The organism is Methylicorpusculum oleiharenae, assembly GCF_009828925.2.
GTDB classification, from domain to species: domain Bacteria; phylum Pseudomonadota; class Gammaproteobacteria; order Methylococcales; family Methylomonadaceae; genus Methylicorpusculum; species Methylicorpusculum oleiharenae.
In genome coordinates this window covers 4335359-4351318 of sequence record NZ_WUTY02000001.1, presented here as the reverse complement: position 1 = coordinate 4351318, position 15960 = coordinate 4335359, and the positions used below count along the sequence as shown (strand labels likewise).

The 15960-nt window shown below is 47.2% G+C and carries 12 protein-coding genes; 6 read left to right on the top strand and 6 right to left on the bottom strand.

The genetic code is table 11. The features are described 5' to 3' along the window. Positions 1-22: 22 nt before the first annotated feature. Together GO003_RS19450 and GO003_RS19445 are read right to left on the bottom strand one after the other, a co-directional pair. Positions 23-898 carry a ribose-phosphate diphosphokinase gene (locus GO003_RS19450; RefSeq protein ID WP_159658878.1) on the bottom strand — a complete coding sequence of 292 codons (876 nt, stop codon included), beginning with the start codon at positions 896-898 and terminating at the stop codon, positions 23-25. Positions 899-903: 5 nt separating this feature from the next. Next, complete coding sequence (locus GO003_RS19445) at positions 904-2439, bottom strand: thymidine phosphorylase family protein (protein ID WP_159658906.1); 1536 nt, start codon at positions 2437-2439, stop codon at positions 904-906. Positions 2440-3281: 842 nt separating this feature from the next. Between GO003_RS19445 and ppsA the strand changes: the two genes are divergently transcribed. Further along, positions 3282-5741 carry a phosphoenolpyruvate synthase gene (gene ppsA / locus GO003_RS19440; protein WP_159658879.1) on the top strand — a complete coding sequence of 820 codons (2460 nt, stop codon included), beginning with the start codon at positions 3282-3284 and terminating at the stop codon, positions 5739-5741. A 67-nt stretch (positions 5742-5808) separates the two neighbouring features. Here ppsA and GO003_RS19435 read toward each other — a convergent pair whose 3' ends face one another. Together GO003_RS19435 and GO003_RS19430 are read right to left on the bottom strand one after the other, a co-directional pair. Further along, positions 5809-6426: an SOUL family heme-binding protein gene (locus GO003_RS19435; protein ID WP_159658880.1), complete on the bottom strand. Its 618-nt coding sequence runs from the start codon at positions 6424-6426 to the stop codon at positions 5809-5811. Positions 6427-6586: 160 nt separating this feature from the next. Continuing rightward, entirely contained in the window at positions 6587-6820 is a 234-nt protein-coding gene (locus tag GO003_RS19430; RefSeq protein WP_159658881.1) for a TIGR02450 family Trp-rich protein, read from the bottom strand. Positions 6821-7005: 185 nt separating this feature from the next. On the opposite strand from GO003_RS19430, the gene fusA reads away from it, so the two are divergent. The 4 genes from fusA (at position 7006) to GO003_RS19410 (ending at position 12914) form a co-directional block, all read left to right on the top strand. Next, positions 7006-9048, top strand: coding sequence for an elongation factor G (gene fusA / locus GO003_RS19425; RefSeq protein WP_159658882.1), 2043 nt, complete (start codon positions 7006-7008; stop codon positions 9046-9048). 209 nt (positions 9049-9257) lie between these two features. Further along, positions 9258-10454, top strand: a complete 1197-nt coding sequence (locus GO003_RS19420) for a potassium/proton antiporter (protein WP_159658883.1) — start codon at positions 9258-9260, stop codon at positions 10452-10454. 44 nt (positions 10455-10498) lie between these two features. Further along, positions 10499-12061 (top strand): alginate export family protein, encoded by a 1563-nt coding sequence (locus GO003_RS19415; RefSeq protein WP_159658884.1) that lies wholly within the window; start codon positions 10499-10501, stop codon positions 12059-12061. Positions 12062-12227: 166 nt separating this feature from the next. Then, positions 12228-12914 (top strand): protein-L-isoaspartate(D-aspartate) O-methyltransferase, encoded by a 687-nt coding sequence (locus GO003_RS19410; protein ID WP_231089097.1) that lies wholly within the window; start codon positions 12228-12230, stop codon positions 12912-12914. A gap of 107 nt (positions 12915-13021) precedes the next feature. Here the strand turns inward: GO003_RS19410 and GO003_RS19405 are convergent, their stop codons facing one another. Continuing rightward, complete coding sequence (locus tag GO003_RS19405) at positions 13022-13576, bottom strand: DUF2799 domain-containing protein (protein WP_159658885.1); 555 nt, start codon at positions 13574-13576, stop codon at positions 13022-13024. 414 nt (positions 13577-13990) lie between these two features. Between GO003_RS19405 and trxC the strand changes: the two genes are divergently transcribed. Next, a complete protein-coding gene (trxC, locus tag GO003_RS19400) occupies positions 13991-14431 on the top strand; it encodes a thioredoxin TrxC (protein ID WP_159658886.1) in 441 nt (146 codons plus the stop codon). Positions 14432-14455: 24 nt separating this feature from the next. On the opposite strand, the gene GO003_RS19395 is transcribed toward trxC, so the two are convergent. Next, positions 14456-14875, bottom strand: a complete 420-nt coding sequence (locus tag GO003_RS19395) for a DUF2934 domain-containing protein (protein WP_159658887.1) — start codon at positions 14873-14875, stop codon at positions 14456-14458. Between the last annotated feature and the right edge of the window lie 1085 nt (positions 14876-15960).

The following is a 15960-nucleotide window of genomic DNA, read 5'->3' as shown; positions in this document are numbered from 1 at the left end:
GGTCAAGAAGATCAAGCGGTCATCATAAAATAGATCTGACCGCCGCAGCTAACAACTCGTCAAGTCTTATACATGAAGTGGAATGCCGGATACTGTCCGTACTCCAGATGCCATTGACTCCAGCTGAGCGGATGGCGGTTTCAGCATCGTCGCAAAACAAAGGATGGGTGATTGCGGCATAGATTTCTGTCGCACCCGCTTTGTGAAGCAAGTGAATCGTTTGGGTCAACGTTCGTCCGGTGCTGGCCATATCGTCGATGACGACGACGGGATGGCCGCTAAAATTTCTGTTGGGCAAGGTGATTTTGACATCATGGTCACTGCGCCTGATTTTTTTTGCGATACCATATTCGAAACCTATTTCTGAGGCGATGCCTGCCACCCATTGCTCGGATTCACTGTCCGGTCCCAAAAGAACAGCATGATTCAGCTGCGATTGGAGATAGCTACCAATGACACCGGAAGCGGAAAGGCTTATTGCATTTTGCAGCGGAATGGCTTGGTCCAAACGGGAAATACGATGCAAATGGGGATCGACAGTGATCACATCGTCGAACAGGTCGGCCAAAAGCTGTCCGATAATTCTCTGACTGACTGCTTCGCCGGGGTTGTTGGCGATATCCTGGCGCATGTAACATAAATAAGGCGCGACCAACGTGATACGATGGACACCCAGTTTGCGAGCTGTTTTGGCACATAACAATAGCTCGATCAGCTTATCGTTAGGATGGTCCAGACTCCGGAAAATGACGATATGGCGCGGCAACGCAGGAGGCAGGCGAACCAGACTTTCGCCGTCAGGAAAACGATGCAGGAAAGTTTGAGAAATCGGAACATTAAGCTGGGTTGCCAGTCTTTGAGCCTGTTCCAGGTAATCGGGAAAAGCGAGTAGCAGCATAATATTCAGAAAGCGACCAGCAGTTTAAGGACATGTTCCTCGGTGCCTATCATATAGCCGTTATTGTCGGCAGCCAGCTTTTGAGCGAATTTAAAATCGGCAGGAAACTCGGCATAAATACGGTAAATCGGCTCGCCTTTTTGAACACGTTCGCCCAGTTTTTTCAGCAAGTCGACGCCTGCCTTTTTATCCAGCGGCGCTCCGGCGATGCGGGCAATTTTAGCCATCTGAAAATTATCAATATGTGTCACTACGCCGTCTTGTTCGGCATAAACTTCCCGGCAAAGAGATCCCGGACTCAGGTCAATGGATTTGGCGCCCTGAGCCTGAATGATTTCATTCATCTTGGCAATCGCCCGGCCCGAATCCAGGATATCTCTGGCTATCGCATATCCCTGGCCGCCTCTGACATCGGGGTCGAATTCAATAATTCGTCCGGCCAGCTGTAGCGATTTTTGCCGCAGATCAGACGGTGCATCCGGATTGTTTTCAAGAACTTTCATAATATCCCGCGCTTCAAGCACAGGACCTATGCCCCGGCCAATGGGTTGGCGGCCGTCGGTAATCATGACTTCAAGATGAATGTTCAGCCTGTCACCGACAAATTCGAACAGCTTGCGCAGGGCCAATGCCTGGCGCATATGCCGAACCTTAGCCGTAGGACCAACGGGAATATCAATAATCAAATGGGTAGAACCGGCCGCCAGTTTTTTTGAGAGTATAGACGCGACCATTTGGCCTTGTGAGTCAATGCCCAGCGGGCGCTCAACCGAAATCAGTATATCGTCCACAGGCGCCAGTTTGGCGGTCCCGCCCCAGGCGAGGCAGCCGCGCTCCTGCCGGACAATGTCATGCAGACGTTCCGGAGACAGGTTGACCTCCGCAAGCACCTCCATCGTATCGGCGGTTCCTGCAGGCGAGGTGATCGCTCGGCTGGATGTTTTCGGTATCAGCATGCCGTGCGCGGCTACAATGGGCACTACCAGCATTGAGGTTCGATTGCCCGGTATGCCGCCTATACAGTGTTTGTCGGCCACCAGCGATTCGTGCCAATTCATGCGTTCGCCCGAATCCAGCATTGCTCTGGTTAGATAAAGTAATTCGTCGCGGTCAAGATTGTTTTGTCCGGTGGCAACCAGAAAAGCGGCCATTTCCATTTTGGAATAACGCGTTTCGACAATATCCCGGGTTATGCTGTGAAAGTCGCTTTGATCCAGTCGTTCGCCGTTGATTTTTCGCCGGACGGCGTCCATGGACTCGGGATTCTCGGCATGATCGACAGTAACGAAAGTGCCTTCACCAATGTTAAGCTGATTGAACGCCTGTTCGGAGAGTCCCAGTTCGCCTGGCTGAACAATGGAATTGTCATCGACCACATTCAAAACCGCAAAAAGCTTGGTGCCGTTTGCGCAAACTTTGATCTTGGATAATGCCTGAAATCCCTCAGCCCGGTAAATCGCGCAATCCCGGTTTAGATAGGCCACGTTTTCATGATAGGTATCGATGCGTATACGGCGTATTTGCAGCGTGTCATTGCTCATACATTTGGGGCGATTGAAAAATGATACGCGATGATGCGTGTTACCGGACGAGATGTCAAATGAGCGGGTCAATTTAAAATCGTTTGACTTTGTTAAAACTGCCGAGAATCGTCATAATAAAAAGCGTAGACCTTTACCCAAAATATAAATGGTTTTCGACTCACTTTAATTTATTAATTGAATGCTGTTTTTCAAGAAAAATTTCAAGTAATGCAAAAAACGTATTGACGAATATGAATTTTCAAAAATCTTTTTATGCACAGAGTTATCGGGTGATTGGGATTAACTTACCCGATCAGCATAAACGGTATATAAAAAGCAATAGTTATCTATAACTTATTGTTTATTATAGTTTTAGGCTTTTTGTATAAAAAACCGCCAAGCTGACTGATACCCTTTACCAATAGGGGCTTGGCTTAGTTAATGAGAGCTTATACACAAAGTTATCCACAGAAATTGTGGAAAAACATCAGGTGTTTGATCCGGAAAATAACAGCGGCATGTCAAGCTTTTTCCTGATTAGCAAGATGTTTCAGCTAAATCCATCAGCGCCCGTCATGCCCGTCGGGAAACGGGCATCCAGTGCCATGGATGGTAAGCTTCGAGCTATCCATGTGATCTGGATTCGCTAACGCGGTCTGACGGCTCCGGCAATCCCTGCCGGAATGACGCGTCCGAATATATAGCTGAAACATCATTATAATCAGGAGCTTTTTTGCCAAAAATTTATGGAAATATCAGCCGACATCCTGGTTGGATTATGATTGTTCCAAAATAGACCGTTTTCTCTTAAATCGTCTCGAGTTTCAGTCACAAACAAATTGATCACAGATGGAGGGCGTATGCCTAAGTCCTATAAATATTTACGTTGGTTCGAAGAATTAAACCTGTCAGACATTCCGTTAGTAGGCGGCAAGAATGCTTCGTTGGGAGAAATGTACAGAGCGCTGGGGTCAGAGGGCGTTAAAGTGCCAAACGGTTTTGCCGTTACCGCAGAGGCATACCGCTACATGCTCAATAAAGCAGGTGCATGGCAAGCGCTGCATGATGTGCTTGATACATTGAATCCTGATGATGTGAATGATCTGGCCCGCCGCGCTCGGCAAGCCCGCGAAATTGTTTATGCTGCGCCTTTACCTGAAGATCTGGAACAGGAAATTCTTAATGGCTTGGCGGAACTGCAGAGCCAGTATGACGAAGCATTGACAGTTGCGGTGCGCAGTTCGGCAACAGCAGAAGATTTGCCTACTGCCAGTTTTGCCGGCCAGCAGGATACTTATTTAAACATTGCCGGCGGTCCGGCTTTATTGGATGCCTGCAAGCGTTGTTTTGCGAGTCTGTTTACCGATAGAGCCATTCATTATCGAATCGACCAGGGGTTTGATCATTTCAAGGTTTCACTTTCTATTGGTGTCATGAAAATGGTGCGTTCTGATCTGGCGGCCAGTGGTGTGATGTTTACCCTGGATACCGAATCGGGTTTCAAGGATGTCGTGTTCATCACCGGTGCTTATGGATTGGGTGAAAATGTTGTGCAAGGTGCGGTCGATCCTGATGAATTTTATGTACACAAACCCACATTCAAACAGGGTTATCGCTGTGTGCTCAGGCGGGTTCTGGGTGCAAAGAAAATCAAGATGGTGTACAGCGAAGGTCGGACCCGGGAAGCGATACGCAATATTGTGACGGCTGCCGAGGAACGTTTGCGCTACTGCATTTCAGATGAGGAAGTTCTGAGACTCGCAGATTATGCGATCAAAATTGAAAACCACTACAGCACCGAAGCAGGCCATCACAAACCTATGGATATCGAGTGGGCCAAAGACGGGATGGACGGTCAGTTATATATTGTTCAGGCGCGCCCCGAAACCGTCGTTTCTCAGCGCAATGCTGCCGTGCTTGAAAACTACCGGCTTGATAAGCCAGGCCAATTACTCGTAACAGGGCATGCGGTCGGTAGCAAAATAGCATCGGGCAAGGTGCATGTTATTAATCATGTCAATGAATTGCCGTCATTCAAGCCCGGTGAAGTGCTGGTGGCCGATATGACCACACCGGATTGGGAGCCGGTCATGAAGACAGCTGCGGCTATTGTTACGAATCGGGGAGGGCGAACCTGTCATGCCGCGATAATTTCCAGAGAACTTGGCGTGCCCGCGGTCATCGGTTGCGATAATGCTACCACTGCATTGGCCAGGCAAACCGAGGTGACAGTGTCATGTGCAGAAGGCGATGCCGGTAAAGTCTATTCCGGTCTTTTAAAATTCACTGTCGATACCACCGATCTGACCCGGCTTGAAAAACCAAACACCAAAATCATGCTGAACCTGGGTAATCCTGAACTGGCTTTTAAGATCAACCAGTTACCTAACGATGGCGTGGGTCTGGCTAGAATGGAATTTATCATTAATGAATATATTAAAGCTCACCCCCTAGCGCTATTGCATCCGGAAAGGATTCAAAACAGCGATGAAAGAATCCGGATTGATGCATTGACACGAGAATACGTAAAACCTGAAGAGTTTTTTATTGAAAAGCTGTCTGAAGGGGTAGGCACCCTAGCCGCTGCGTTTTATCCAAAACCGGTGGTGGTGCGTTTATCGGATTTTAAAACCAATGAATATGCCACGCTTTTGGGCGGCTCTTGGTTTGAGCGCGAAGAAGCCAACCCCATGATTGGCTTTAGAGGCGCTTCCCGATACACTCATCCGGATTATGCCGAAGCCTTTGTGCTGGAATGCAGGGCAATGAAGCGGGTACGCGAAATCATGGGTTTGATCAATGTCATACTGATGATTCCATTTTGCCGCACAATTCATGAAGCTGAAAAGGTGCTGGCATTTATGGCTGAGCAAGGTTTGAAGCGAGGCGAGCAGGATTTAAAAATCTACGTCATGTGCGAGATTCCCAATAACGTCATTCTGATCGACGAATTTTCCCGCTATTTTGATGGTTTCTCGATAGGTTCAAATGATCTGACCCAATTAACCCTGGGTGTTGACAGAGATTCGGAAATTGTTGCCGATGTCTTTGACGAAAGGGATGCCGGTGTTAAAGCCATCATCCGTATGGCTGTGGAAGGGGCGCACCGCAATGGCAGACACTCGGGGATTTGCGGCCAGGCACCTTCGGATTTTCCCGAAATGGCTGAATATCTGGTTGAACTGGGTATCGACTCTATCAGCCTGAATCCCGACTCGGTGTTAAAAACGACCCAGCATATCTTAGCCGTAGAAAAAAGACTGGAACAGGAAGGACGTAGCAGCAATTCCCAGCTTAAGGATAAAAAAGGGGAGTCTTAAGCTTTGTGGGCATCTCGGCAGCAGGGATGCTGGGGTCAAGCCCCTCTATTTCGGGACAGTTGTTGCCTTACTCAATGTCTATATGGATTTCATTTCTTCTCATAAATGGCAAGGTCCAGGGCGGGTCGTATGCCGCAGAACGGGGTTGAGAGAGGGTTTTGTAAGCCTGTGTGGATACCCATTCTGTCAATGCCGTGGCGTTTTCAATGATGCCTTGTTCGGACAAACTGCCTGAATACGTTAATACTGCGACTTTTCTGGCAGGAATTTCTATAACAACAACCGCCGGATCAAGCGGAATGGGCGCGTTTTCAAGGGTATAGTCCTGCGGTAGTACAAATGCCATTCGCCATTTTCCGGCTGATTTTTGTTGAATTACCGGCGCAGTCATGTCAAGTGTTGTTGACGCTTTTTCCTGCGTAACCGGGGCCGTCATGGCCAGTTTCTCCTGGGTTTTGTTTTTTCCAAAAATGTAACCGGCCAGACGCTGAAAACCCTCGCTGCTACTGGTTTTATAATCAGCCCCAATCTCCGTTTCTGCTACGACCAGAGCCTGATACTGCCTAACCTGAATCTGACCTTCGTCCCTTAGCACCTGGTAGACGGGCTCATTTGCAGAGCGAATGCCAACGATACTGCATCCGGCAAGGAAAACACCGGTTAAAATACTGAGTAGTTTTTTCATGGATTGTTTTTGGTGTTCTATGGGAAAGTTGTAGCAGAGCAGTTTGTTTCAAAATGATACGCTTAAAAAGATTGCGGTGCCGGCAATTAAAGTTGTCTGGCAAAGGGGTAATGACTTTTTTCCGCCTTTATACTCCCTTTCGCCAGCCGATGAAGATTAGTCATTTCCAGCCTTGCAACCATTGGCGTGGGTCGGTCAATTCATGCCAGGGTAAGATAAAACTTCGCCCTGAATAGACCGCTTCCAGTTCAACAAATTCGATCTTAATGTCCGGCGGTTCAGGCTCAATCAGTTCGGTGACAATAAAATGTTTTTCTTTGTTTCTAGGGCTTGCGGCAGTCCATTTACTGAGCAGCAGTTTTTTGGGATTAAGCCGTGGCGGAGTAGGTAGCATGGTCTAGAAATCTTTTTGATTGCGAGTGTTTATGATGGCTACAGAGTACCGTGGTAATTTCTTTGTGCAATGCCCGCAAAAGATGAAAGTAAAATCAAGCGTCCTACACTTCATCAAATTGACGCAAAAATAAAGCCTACCGCGTAAAATATCCCCTTATATTCAATTGAACAAGGAGCAGAGCCATGCCTCATTATACGACGAAAGCCATACGAACCATCGCTCTTGTTGGCCATGGGGCGGCAGGTAAAACCAGTTTGGCGGAAGCGCTGCTTTTTGGTGCCGGAGCCATCAAAAACAAAGGCATGGTTGAAAAAGGCAATACGGTTTGTGATTTTGATTCTCAGGAAAAATCTGTCGGCCATTCGTTGCAAAGTGCCATCGTTCATTTTGAATATGAAAACGCCCTCGTTCATTTGCTCGATACCCCGGGATATCCTGACTTTGCCGGACAAGCCATTGCGGCCCTTGAAGCCGTTGAAACGGTATTGGTAGTCGTCAATGCTCAAACCGGAATTGAACTCATGACCGAACGCATGCTGCGCTGGGCCAGGGAAAGGAAGCTTTGCACGATGATCGTGATCAACAAAATCGATGCCGATAACCTCGATTTGCCCGGCTTGGTGGCGGAAATTCGCACAAGATTTAACGGCTTGGTGTTAGATCTTCCCGCCCACGGCGCAAAAGAGGTTGTCGAAGTGCTGGCGCATGATTCAGGCGTGGCCGATTTTGGCTCGGTCGCTGACGCGCATAGTGAATTGATTGAGCGTATCGTCGAAGAAGACATGACGTTGCTGGAAAAATATCTTGAAGAAGGGCAAGAACCTGAATCCAGTGAAATTCATTCTCCTTTTGAAAGTGCGTTGCGTGCCGGTTTTGCGCCCATTGTATTCACTTCTGCGAAGACCGGAGCCGGGATTAACGAGTTGCTACATGTCATTGCCAATCTGGCCCCCAATCCCACAGAAGGCAATCCTCCGCCGTTCTATAAAATTCAGCCGGACGGTTCTATCGAAACCTTTCAGGCCCTGCCCGACGCAGACAAGCATGTGTTGGCTCATGTGTTCAAGGTTGTCAGCGACCCCTACATGGGCAAAGTTGGCATTTTCCGCATGCATCAAGGCACATTGAAGCAGGACGCGCAGCTTTTTGTCGGCGATGGTAAACGCCCTTTTAAAGCCGCACATCTTTATCAATTGCTAGGCAAGGATTTTCAAGAAGTGGACACTTTGATTCCTGGCGACATCGGCGCCGTGGTCAAAGTGGATGAAATCATGTTTGATGCGGTATTGCACGACTCTCACGACGAAGATTACATTCATCTCAAACCCATGCGTTTTCCACAATCAATGACCGGGTTGTCAGTGGAAACCCGGCGCAAAGGTGACGAACAGCGATTGTTCGACATACTTGATAAGTTAGCGTTAGAAGACCCAACGTTTATCGTGGAGCGCCGCCCTGCCACCAATGAGACGGTGATAATGGGCTTGGGAGATGCCCACCTCAAAGCCAAGCTGGAAAAAATGGCCAGCCAATACAAGCTGGAAATCGACACCAAGCCGCCTGTTATCCCTTATCGAGAGACAATCAGCCAATCTGCTGAAGGCCATTACCGTCACAAAAAGCAAACCGGCGGGGCAGGTCAATTCGGCGAAGTATTTCTGCGCGTTGAGCCATTGGAACGGGGTGAAGGCATTGACTTTGTGGATGAAGTTAAAGGCGGCACCATTCCCGGTGTATTTATGCCTGCTGTGGAAAAAGGTGTGCGTCAGGCATTAGAAGCGGGTGTGTTGGCCGGTTTTCCGGTGATAGACCTGCGGGTAACGGTTTATGACGGCAAAACGCATGCTGTGGACAGTAAAGAAATTGCTTTCGTCACCGCCGGGCGCAATGCTGTAATTGAGGCCATCCGGGCGGCGAAGCCGTTGGTGCTGGAGCCGGTGGTTGATATTGAGATTATTGCTCCGGAAACGGCCATGGGCGACATAACCGGTGATCTTTCGGCCAAACGCGGACATATAACCGGTACCGATTCTCATAGCCCAGGCAGAATGCTTATCAGCGGCAAAGTTCCGTTGAGTGAGCTGCCCGACTATCAATCCCGTTTGAACGCGCTGACCAGCGGCCGTGGTCATTATGCTATTGAATTGAGCCATTACGCGCCTTTGCCGGCGCCTCTCCAGCAGCAGTTGACCAGCGGGTTTAAGTTGAAGGAAGAAGACCAATAAGCATTTGGCTTTATATTTGGCTGGATTGGCACAGCCGATAGATTGTTCAGCCCTATTCTTAATGGCTTCAAGTCACTCATCCTGCCAGGGCAGCGTCTTGCACAATAAGAATAAAAGCATCGGCACTGAAAACAAGTAAAGGTTGATTTCGTGCTTTGAGAGAGTCATCAGATATTTAGAGTTTAACCAAGGGATAACGGGGTATGCAGATGACTGTATCTACAGATTTAATTGCAATTATTCTTTCAGTTTTTATTGTTGCAGGCATTTTGCTGTACAACTCCAGTAAAAATTTAGGCATTCCAAGCTTTATCATATTTATGGGGATTGGCCTGTTTTTAGGTGATGGCACCTGGGGCGAGCCTGTGTATGATAATCCGGAACTCACCGAGTTCCTCAGCAGCATGGCGCTGAACATCATCATCTTTGTGGGGGGGTATAATACGTCTTATCCCAGCATAAAATGCGCTTACAAAGAAGGCCTGTTGCTGTCCACTGTGGGCGTGTTAATCACTGCGCTCTCACTCGGCTATTTTACGTATTGGGTTACCGATTTGCCGCTGATTACAGCGATTTTATTTGGCTCCATTGTTTCATCGACGGATGCAGCTGCTGTTTTCGGCATACTTGAGACAAAAAGGATAAATCTAAAACATAATACCGGCACGATACTTGAGTTTGAATCGGCGACCAATGATCCCATGGCGCTCATTCTGGTGACTATCTTTACTGCAAGCGCCTTAAATGGCGCAAGCGATGGTGCCATGGGAGAGTATGCGTTCACTTTTTCAAAACTTTTATTAATTGGGGCTGCAAGTGGATTGCTGTTTGGTCTGCTGACGCAATGGGTTTTAACGAAAATCGAGTTTCATGAATTGGGTCTGGTACCCATTTTTATGCTGGCGATGTTTTTTATCGCAACCTACTCAAGCAACCTGATGGGTGGGAATTTACTGGTCGCATCTTATATCTTCGGCGTGATAGCCGGTAACACCGAGCATGCCGCAAAATTAAACAGCACCTATTTTAATCACAGTCTCTCATGGCTGGCGCAGGCATTGATGTTTCTGTTTTTGGGATTACAGATATTCACTGACCAACTGGGCCCCGTGTTTGTGACAACCATTTTGCCCGCTCTTTTTCTTATTTTGGCCGCCCGTCCTCTTGCAGTCATGGTGTGCTATTTACCGTTTAGGTCGGCACCGTGGTCAAAAAGACTGTTTGTGTCCACAATCGGATTGAAAGGCGCGACTCCAATTGTTTTTGCATTTGTGCCGTTACTGCAAGGTGTGCCCCGTGCAAATGAGCTTTTCAATATGGTTTTCTTTGTGGTTTTATTCTCCATTGCCATTCAGGGAACCCTATTGGGTCCGGCAGCAAAGTGGCTTCAGCTTCAGGAAAAGTAAAGAAGCATAGAGACTGAAGTTTTTTTGATTAAATCGAGCAGACGATGATTGACTTCAAAACACGAATCAAAGTGAGCACTGGCAAACGGGTATTGTTGATAGTCTTTCCAAAAGATGCAAAACACTCCGCAAGCTTTACAATCGACAGGACTTGTATTTCACTGGTATTGATCATCTTCTTTTTTACGCCGGTTGATGCCGCTTATGCCGCTCAGAAAAAACCGGCCAGTCCACCTTTTGCTTGTTTTTCCAGTCAAATGAATGATCGCCTGGCACAAGCGCCTGGCTATGAAAAGCCCGTCTGGAATTTACATGACACCTTAAAATTGCCCGACTGGCTCTCTCTTTCGCTGGAGCAACGCACGCGCTATGAAGTTTTGGACGGACAGTTTCAAGCCAATGCCGAGGGGGGCGATCAGCAAATTCCATTGGCAACCTGCTTGAGTCTGGAAGCCAGCTTCAATGACTTTCGCTTGGGTACCGAATTTATGGATTCACGCCAATTCGGCAGTGATTCAGGCTCGTCACTCAATAATACTCATGCGAACCAATCGGATTTTTTGCAAGCCTATCTTGCCTGGGCGCAGACAAATTTCCTGGACAGCGGTATCGGCACCGAGGTGATTCTGGGGAGGCAAACACTTAATTTGGGTAGCCGCCGTCTGGTCGCCCGAAATGTATTCCGTAACACGATCAATTCTTTTACCGGCGCGCGATTACGTTTCCAGGACAATGGCAAATGGCAATTCAACGGTTTCGTGACTCTGCCGGTCGGACGCTATCCGAACGACAAGCAAGAACTGCTGGACAGCAAGCATGAATGGGATACCGAGTTATACAAAACCTGGTTTTCCGGTGGTTTTTGGGAAATTTACGATATAGCCTGGAAAATAAATGCCGAATTATATTTATATCATTTGAGCGAAGACGATCAAAACGATAACGACACGCGCAACCGCCGTTTGTTCACTCCCGGTATGCGCTGGTACCGCAAACCGGCCAAAGGCGAGGTTGACTTTCAAGTCGAGACTGCCGGACAGCTCGGTTCAATCCGTGCGACAACGGCGGCCGATGACACCAAAAACCTGAGTCATCAAGCCTGGTTTCAACATCTATCCCTGGGCTATACCCTGGAGTTGCCCTGGTCTCCCCGTTTTGTGCTGCAATATGACTATGCCAGTGGCGACAGTAATCCCAATGACGATAAAAATGAACGGTTTGATACTTTGTTCGGCGCAAGACGTTTTGATTACAGCCCAACAGGCATTTACGGCGTCATAGCTCGCAGCAATATCAATTCACCCGGAACCCGTCTTGTCGTCACGCCCCGAGATGACGTAGAAGCTTTTATCAGCCACCGGCTTTTATGGCTCGCGGAAAGCCGCGATAGCTGGACGGCATCCGGTTTGAGAGACCGCAGCGGTGCCTCCGGTGATTTTCTGGGTCACCAAATTGAGCTATCTACCCGCTGGAACTTTAACAGCAGCCTAAATCTGGAAACCGGTTGGACACATCTCTTCAAAGGCGATTTTGCTCGTGATGCAGCCAATGCGCCGGATGAAGAAGATGTCGATTATTTTTATGTGCAAAGCTTGTTTCGATTCTAACAAGCGAAGGGTTCACCACAAAGGGCTTTTTACAACAGCCCGTCAAAACCAAATTGACTGAATACTGGTTTCTGCTTTGTCATTTCAGTGGGCAGACTCATTTGCAAATGATTAGAAAAACGCCAAGCAGATTCACATTCGAGCTGGAATAACCGGAGAACAGGCCTTGAAAGAAAAAATCCAACAAATGCTTGATGACATTGAATCCGAAACAAGGTTGACGCGACATCTAATCGGGAAGAATGCTTTGGATGAGCGGGTCCTCAATGCGATGAGAGAGGTGCCCAGGCATTTGTTTGTACCCGAAGTGTCGCGGCATTTTGCTTATACCAACGGGCCGGTGTCTATCGGTTTGGGGCAAACAATATCTCAGCCCTACATTGTCGCGTTGATGACTGATTTGTTGAGTGTCAAGCCGGACGATACGGTTCTGGAAATCGGTACAGGCTCAGGTTATCAAGCGGCGATTTTATCTCGGCTAGTCAAGCAGGTTTATTCGGTCGAAATCGTCGGAGTGCTGGCTGATAAAGCCTCTGAAAGGCTCGAGACATACCATTTTCGTAATATTAAAGTGCGGTCCGGCGACGGTTACCTGGGTTGGCCTGAACACGCCCCCTATGACGGTATCATTGTGACCGCAGCTGCACCGCATATTCCGCAGCCTTTGATTGATCAACTAAAGGAGGGCTCTCGTCTGGTTATTCCGGTCGGCCTGCCTTACAGCTATCAGGAATTACTGGTGATAGAAAAGGACTTAAACGGTGAAATTAATACGCGCCGGGTATTAGGTGTCAGTTTTGTGCCTTTTACCGGCAAGCATATGGAATCGGAAAAGGGTCGGTGCGCTGATTGAATTCGAGCTCCTCTTCGGGAGAACAAAGAGAATGAATCAGACATGTGCTTCCCTCATCTGGTTGCCGTCTAAGTTGACACACCGGTTATCAATGCGGTTTCTGGTCATCAACGGGCAGTTTGGGCTTCGTGACGCAAATTGTCGAGTTGCCGCTCGTGAAAATAGAGATCATCACGGAGGCGATCACACTGCCTATCCAGGCTCCGAATGTCGTCACGAATTCGGGAACGGTCTTTTTCGCTCAATTTTTTATCTCGCAATTGGCTTTCTTTGCTGGACAGGTCGTTATCGAGTTGATCAAGTTCGGCTCGATCTTCATGAACGGTGTAGGCGGTGGAATGATAATGTGCAAACGATCGATCAATGTTCGGCGGGCAAACGTGGTGATAGGGTTGGCCGTTCAAACCGACGATAAAGGCATTCTCCAGGCGGCAATAATCTTTCAGTCCTTGTTCGCGACCGTCCATATAAGCATTATTGTCAACGGCAATGCCATATTCATTGCAGGCTTTAATGTGATCAGACAGGCGGCTACTGGTTTCTCCGGCATGGCCGTCTTTACTGCCTACTCCATACCAATCACCTTGCATGCAGTCTTGTTTGCTCAATGTTGCACAGCCTGTCAAAACAATCAGGCTCAAAATTCCGGTTATACGATTCATAGGTTTTTTCTCCCGCCGATTGAAGGGTTGTTGATAGTAATTTTAGCGGATTGAAAAAAGAAACATAATGGATATGCCTTGGGCGGCAGCTGGGCTGGAAAGTTGTTAGGATAGTGCAAAATTTGCCTAAAATGGTATCTGCTCACCCCTTTCCCGTTTTATTGGGTGTAGGCGCTTGATTTCAAAGGACGCATTAATACGTCCCTGTAGCTCTCTGCAACATCCCTGTTGCCGAAGCCTTTTCAATCAATCACCTACACTCGCTATTCCAAGCGGGCGAGTAGTTACTTAAAATGAGCGCAAGAATAATTCTATGCCGCTGTTTAAGATTGACCCAATAAAGCCAATTTGGCAGTCTGTTTTTAGTGCTATAAAGTGCACGTTCGTCGTTGCTATTAAAAATAAGATAAAAATATGAATGAATCACTGCATGTTGTCTGTCCTGATTGTTTAGCAATCAACCGTTTCCCAGCCAATCGGCTGCGACAAGGACCGAAATGTGGGCATTGCCACACACTTTTATTTAACGGACATCCCGTCGAACTTAACAGTAACAACTTTGAAAAACAGCTGTCTCGGAATGACATTCCGTTGTTGGTCGATTTTTGGGCTCAATGGTGTGGTCCATGCAAAATGATGGCGCCGGCTTTTGAACAAGCCGCTAAATTGTTGGAACCAGACGTTCGCCTGGGCAAATTAAATACTGAAGCGGAATCTGCACTCAGCACAAGGTATAACATTCGCAGCATACCTACACTGATTGTGTTTAAAAATGGCAGGGAATTGGCTCGTCAATCTGGTGCTATGAATACGAGTGATATGGTGAGATGGGTGAAAGGTTTGATGCATTTATAACAGACAACTGTGAAGTTGTGAGTATTACCAAGCTTTTAAAGGATGCCACCTGGCAATAATTTTTCTGCATTCAGCTTTCCACAGGCATGATTCAAATTGGTTGCAGTCATTACCCGGTAAAGAATTGAAGCAAGGATCAATATCCAGCAATTTTTGGATGGCTTGAATTATTTCTTCTGCCAGAGTCATCGTCTCTAAACCTTCAATGCCTACCACTTTTGCTAAAAGCCGCAGCCCTTGAATGGACATGCCACCATCTTCATAGGCAATAGCCTGATAACGCGTAATCTGCATTAATACTAAGTTTTTTTCGGCAAGTAACCAATCATCGAGTTCACTCCCGGGTAAAAAATTTCGCCGCTCGGACAAGTAGTATGCCGCTTCTGAGATCCATTTCTGCCGGAATTCAAAATCAGATAATCGGCCCGCAGAGCGATTTTCCATTCTGCTAGATCAATTTAGAAAGTCTTAACATACAAACTCATTCATTGGTTCTGTTTCATAGTGGCATGATTACGGTGTTATTTTAACGTCAGTATAAGTGTCAACGCATTTGCAAGCGATAAACTTTTTAATAAACCGAAAAATCACTGCATGAATTAGTCGAATTCTTGAAGTTCAGAAGACTCACTCCTCATTGCTACGAATGGTATCAGTTAAAACATTCTCTGGATTTAAGTTTATTTAGAGCGAGTAAAAAAATATATTGTTCGTAAATTGTAATTACTCGACCGCTTGGAATAGAGGCTGTAGGTGATTGATTGAAAAGGCTTCTGCAGCAGGGAGGTTTCATGAATCCCTTAAAAACAGGTGCTTACACCCAATAAAATGGGAGGGGTTGGTAGAACCGTAAATTTAACTAATCTTTAATACGCCTTAGTAAGAACATCTATGAAGGTGAGGAATCCACAATCCATTAATAACTGATGTTATGCATGGCTATGTTCGCGTTAGTAGTTGAAAGGACATTAACGCCGTCATTCCGGCATAGATTGCCGGAATGCAGGTCTCAAGGATGTGAAAGTCCAACGCCATCCATGACTTCTGGACCCCGGTGTCCGGCGTTAATTATCCGTGCCGGGGTGACATCAACTATTAACGCAAACATAGCCTTAAGCAGTGTTCACAACACTGAAGAAATACACAAGATTTATCTGGATTACTCCTTAAGCGATGAAATGTTTTCTGTAAAACATTATAAAGCCTCGACGATATCGGTATATGTTTATACCGTTATATCTGTTCCTGATTAGCAAGCTGTTTCAGCTAAATCCATAAGCGCCCGTCATACCCGTCGGGAAACGGGCATCCAGTGCCATGGATGGTAAGCTCCGAGCTATCCATGTGACCTGGATTCGCTAACGCGGTCTGACGGCTCCGGCAATCCCTGCCGGAATGACGCGTCAGAATAGTTAGCTGAAACATCTTTATAATCAGGTATCTGTTTGTGATATTGCATTTCTTCAACTTTTTCCAATTACGGTTTCGATGATCTTGACCAAAGGCAGATATCGTGATGCTCTGTCCGG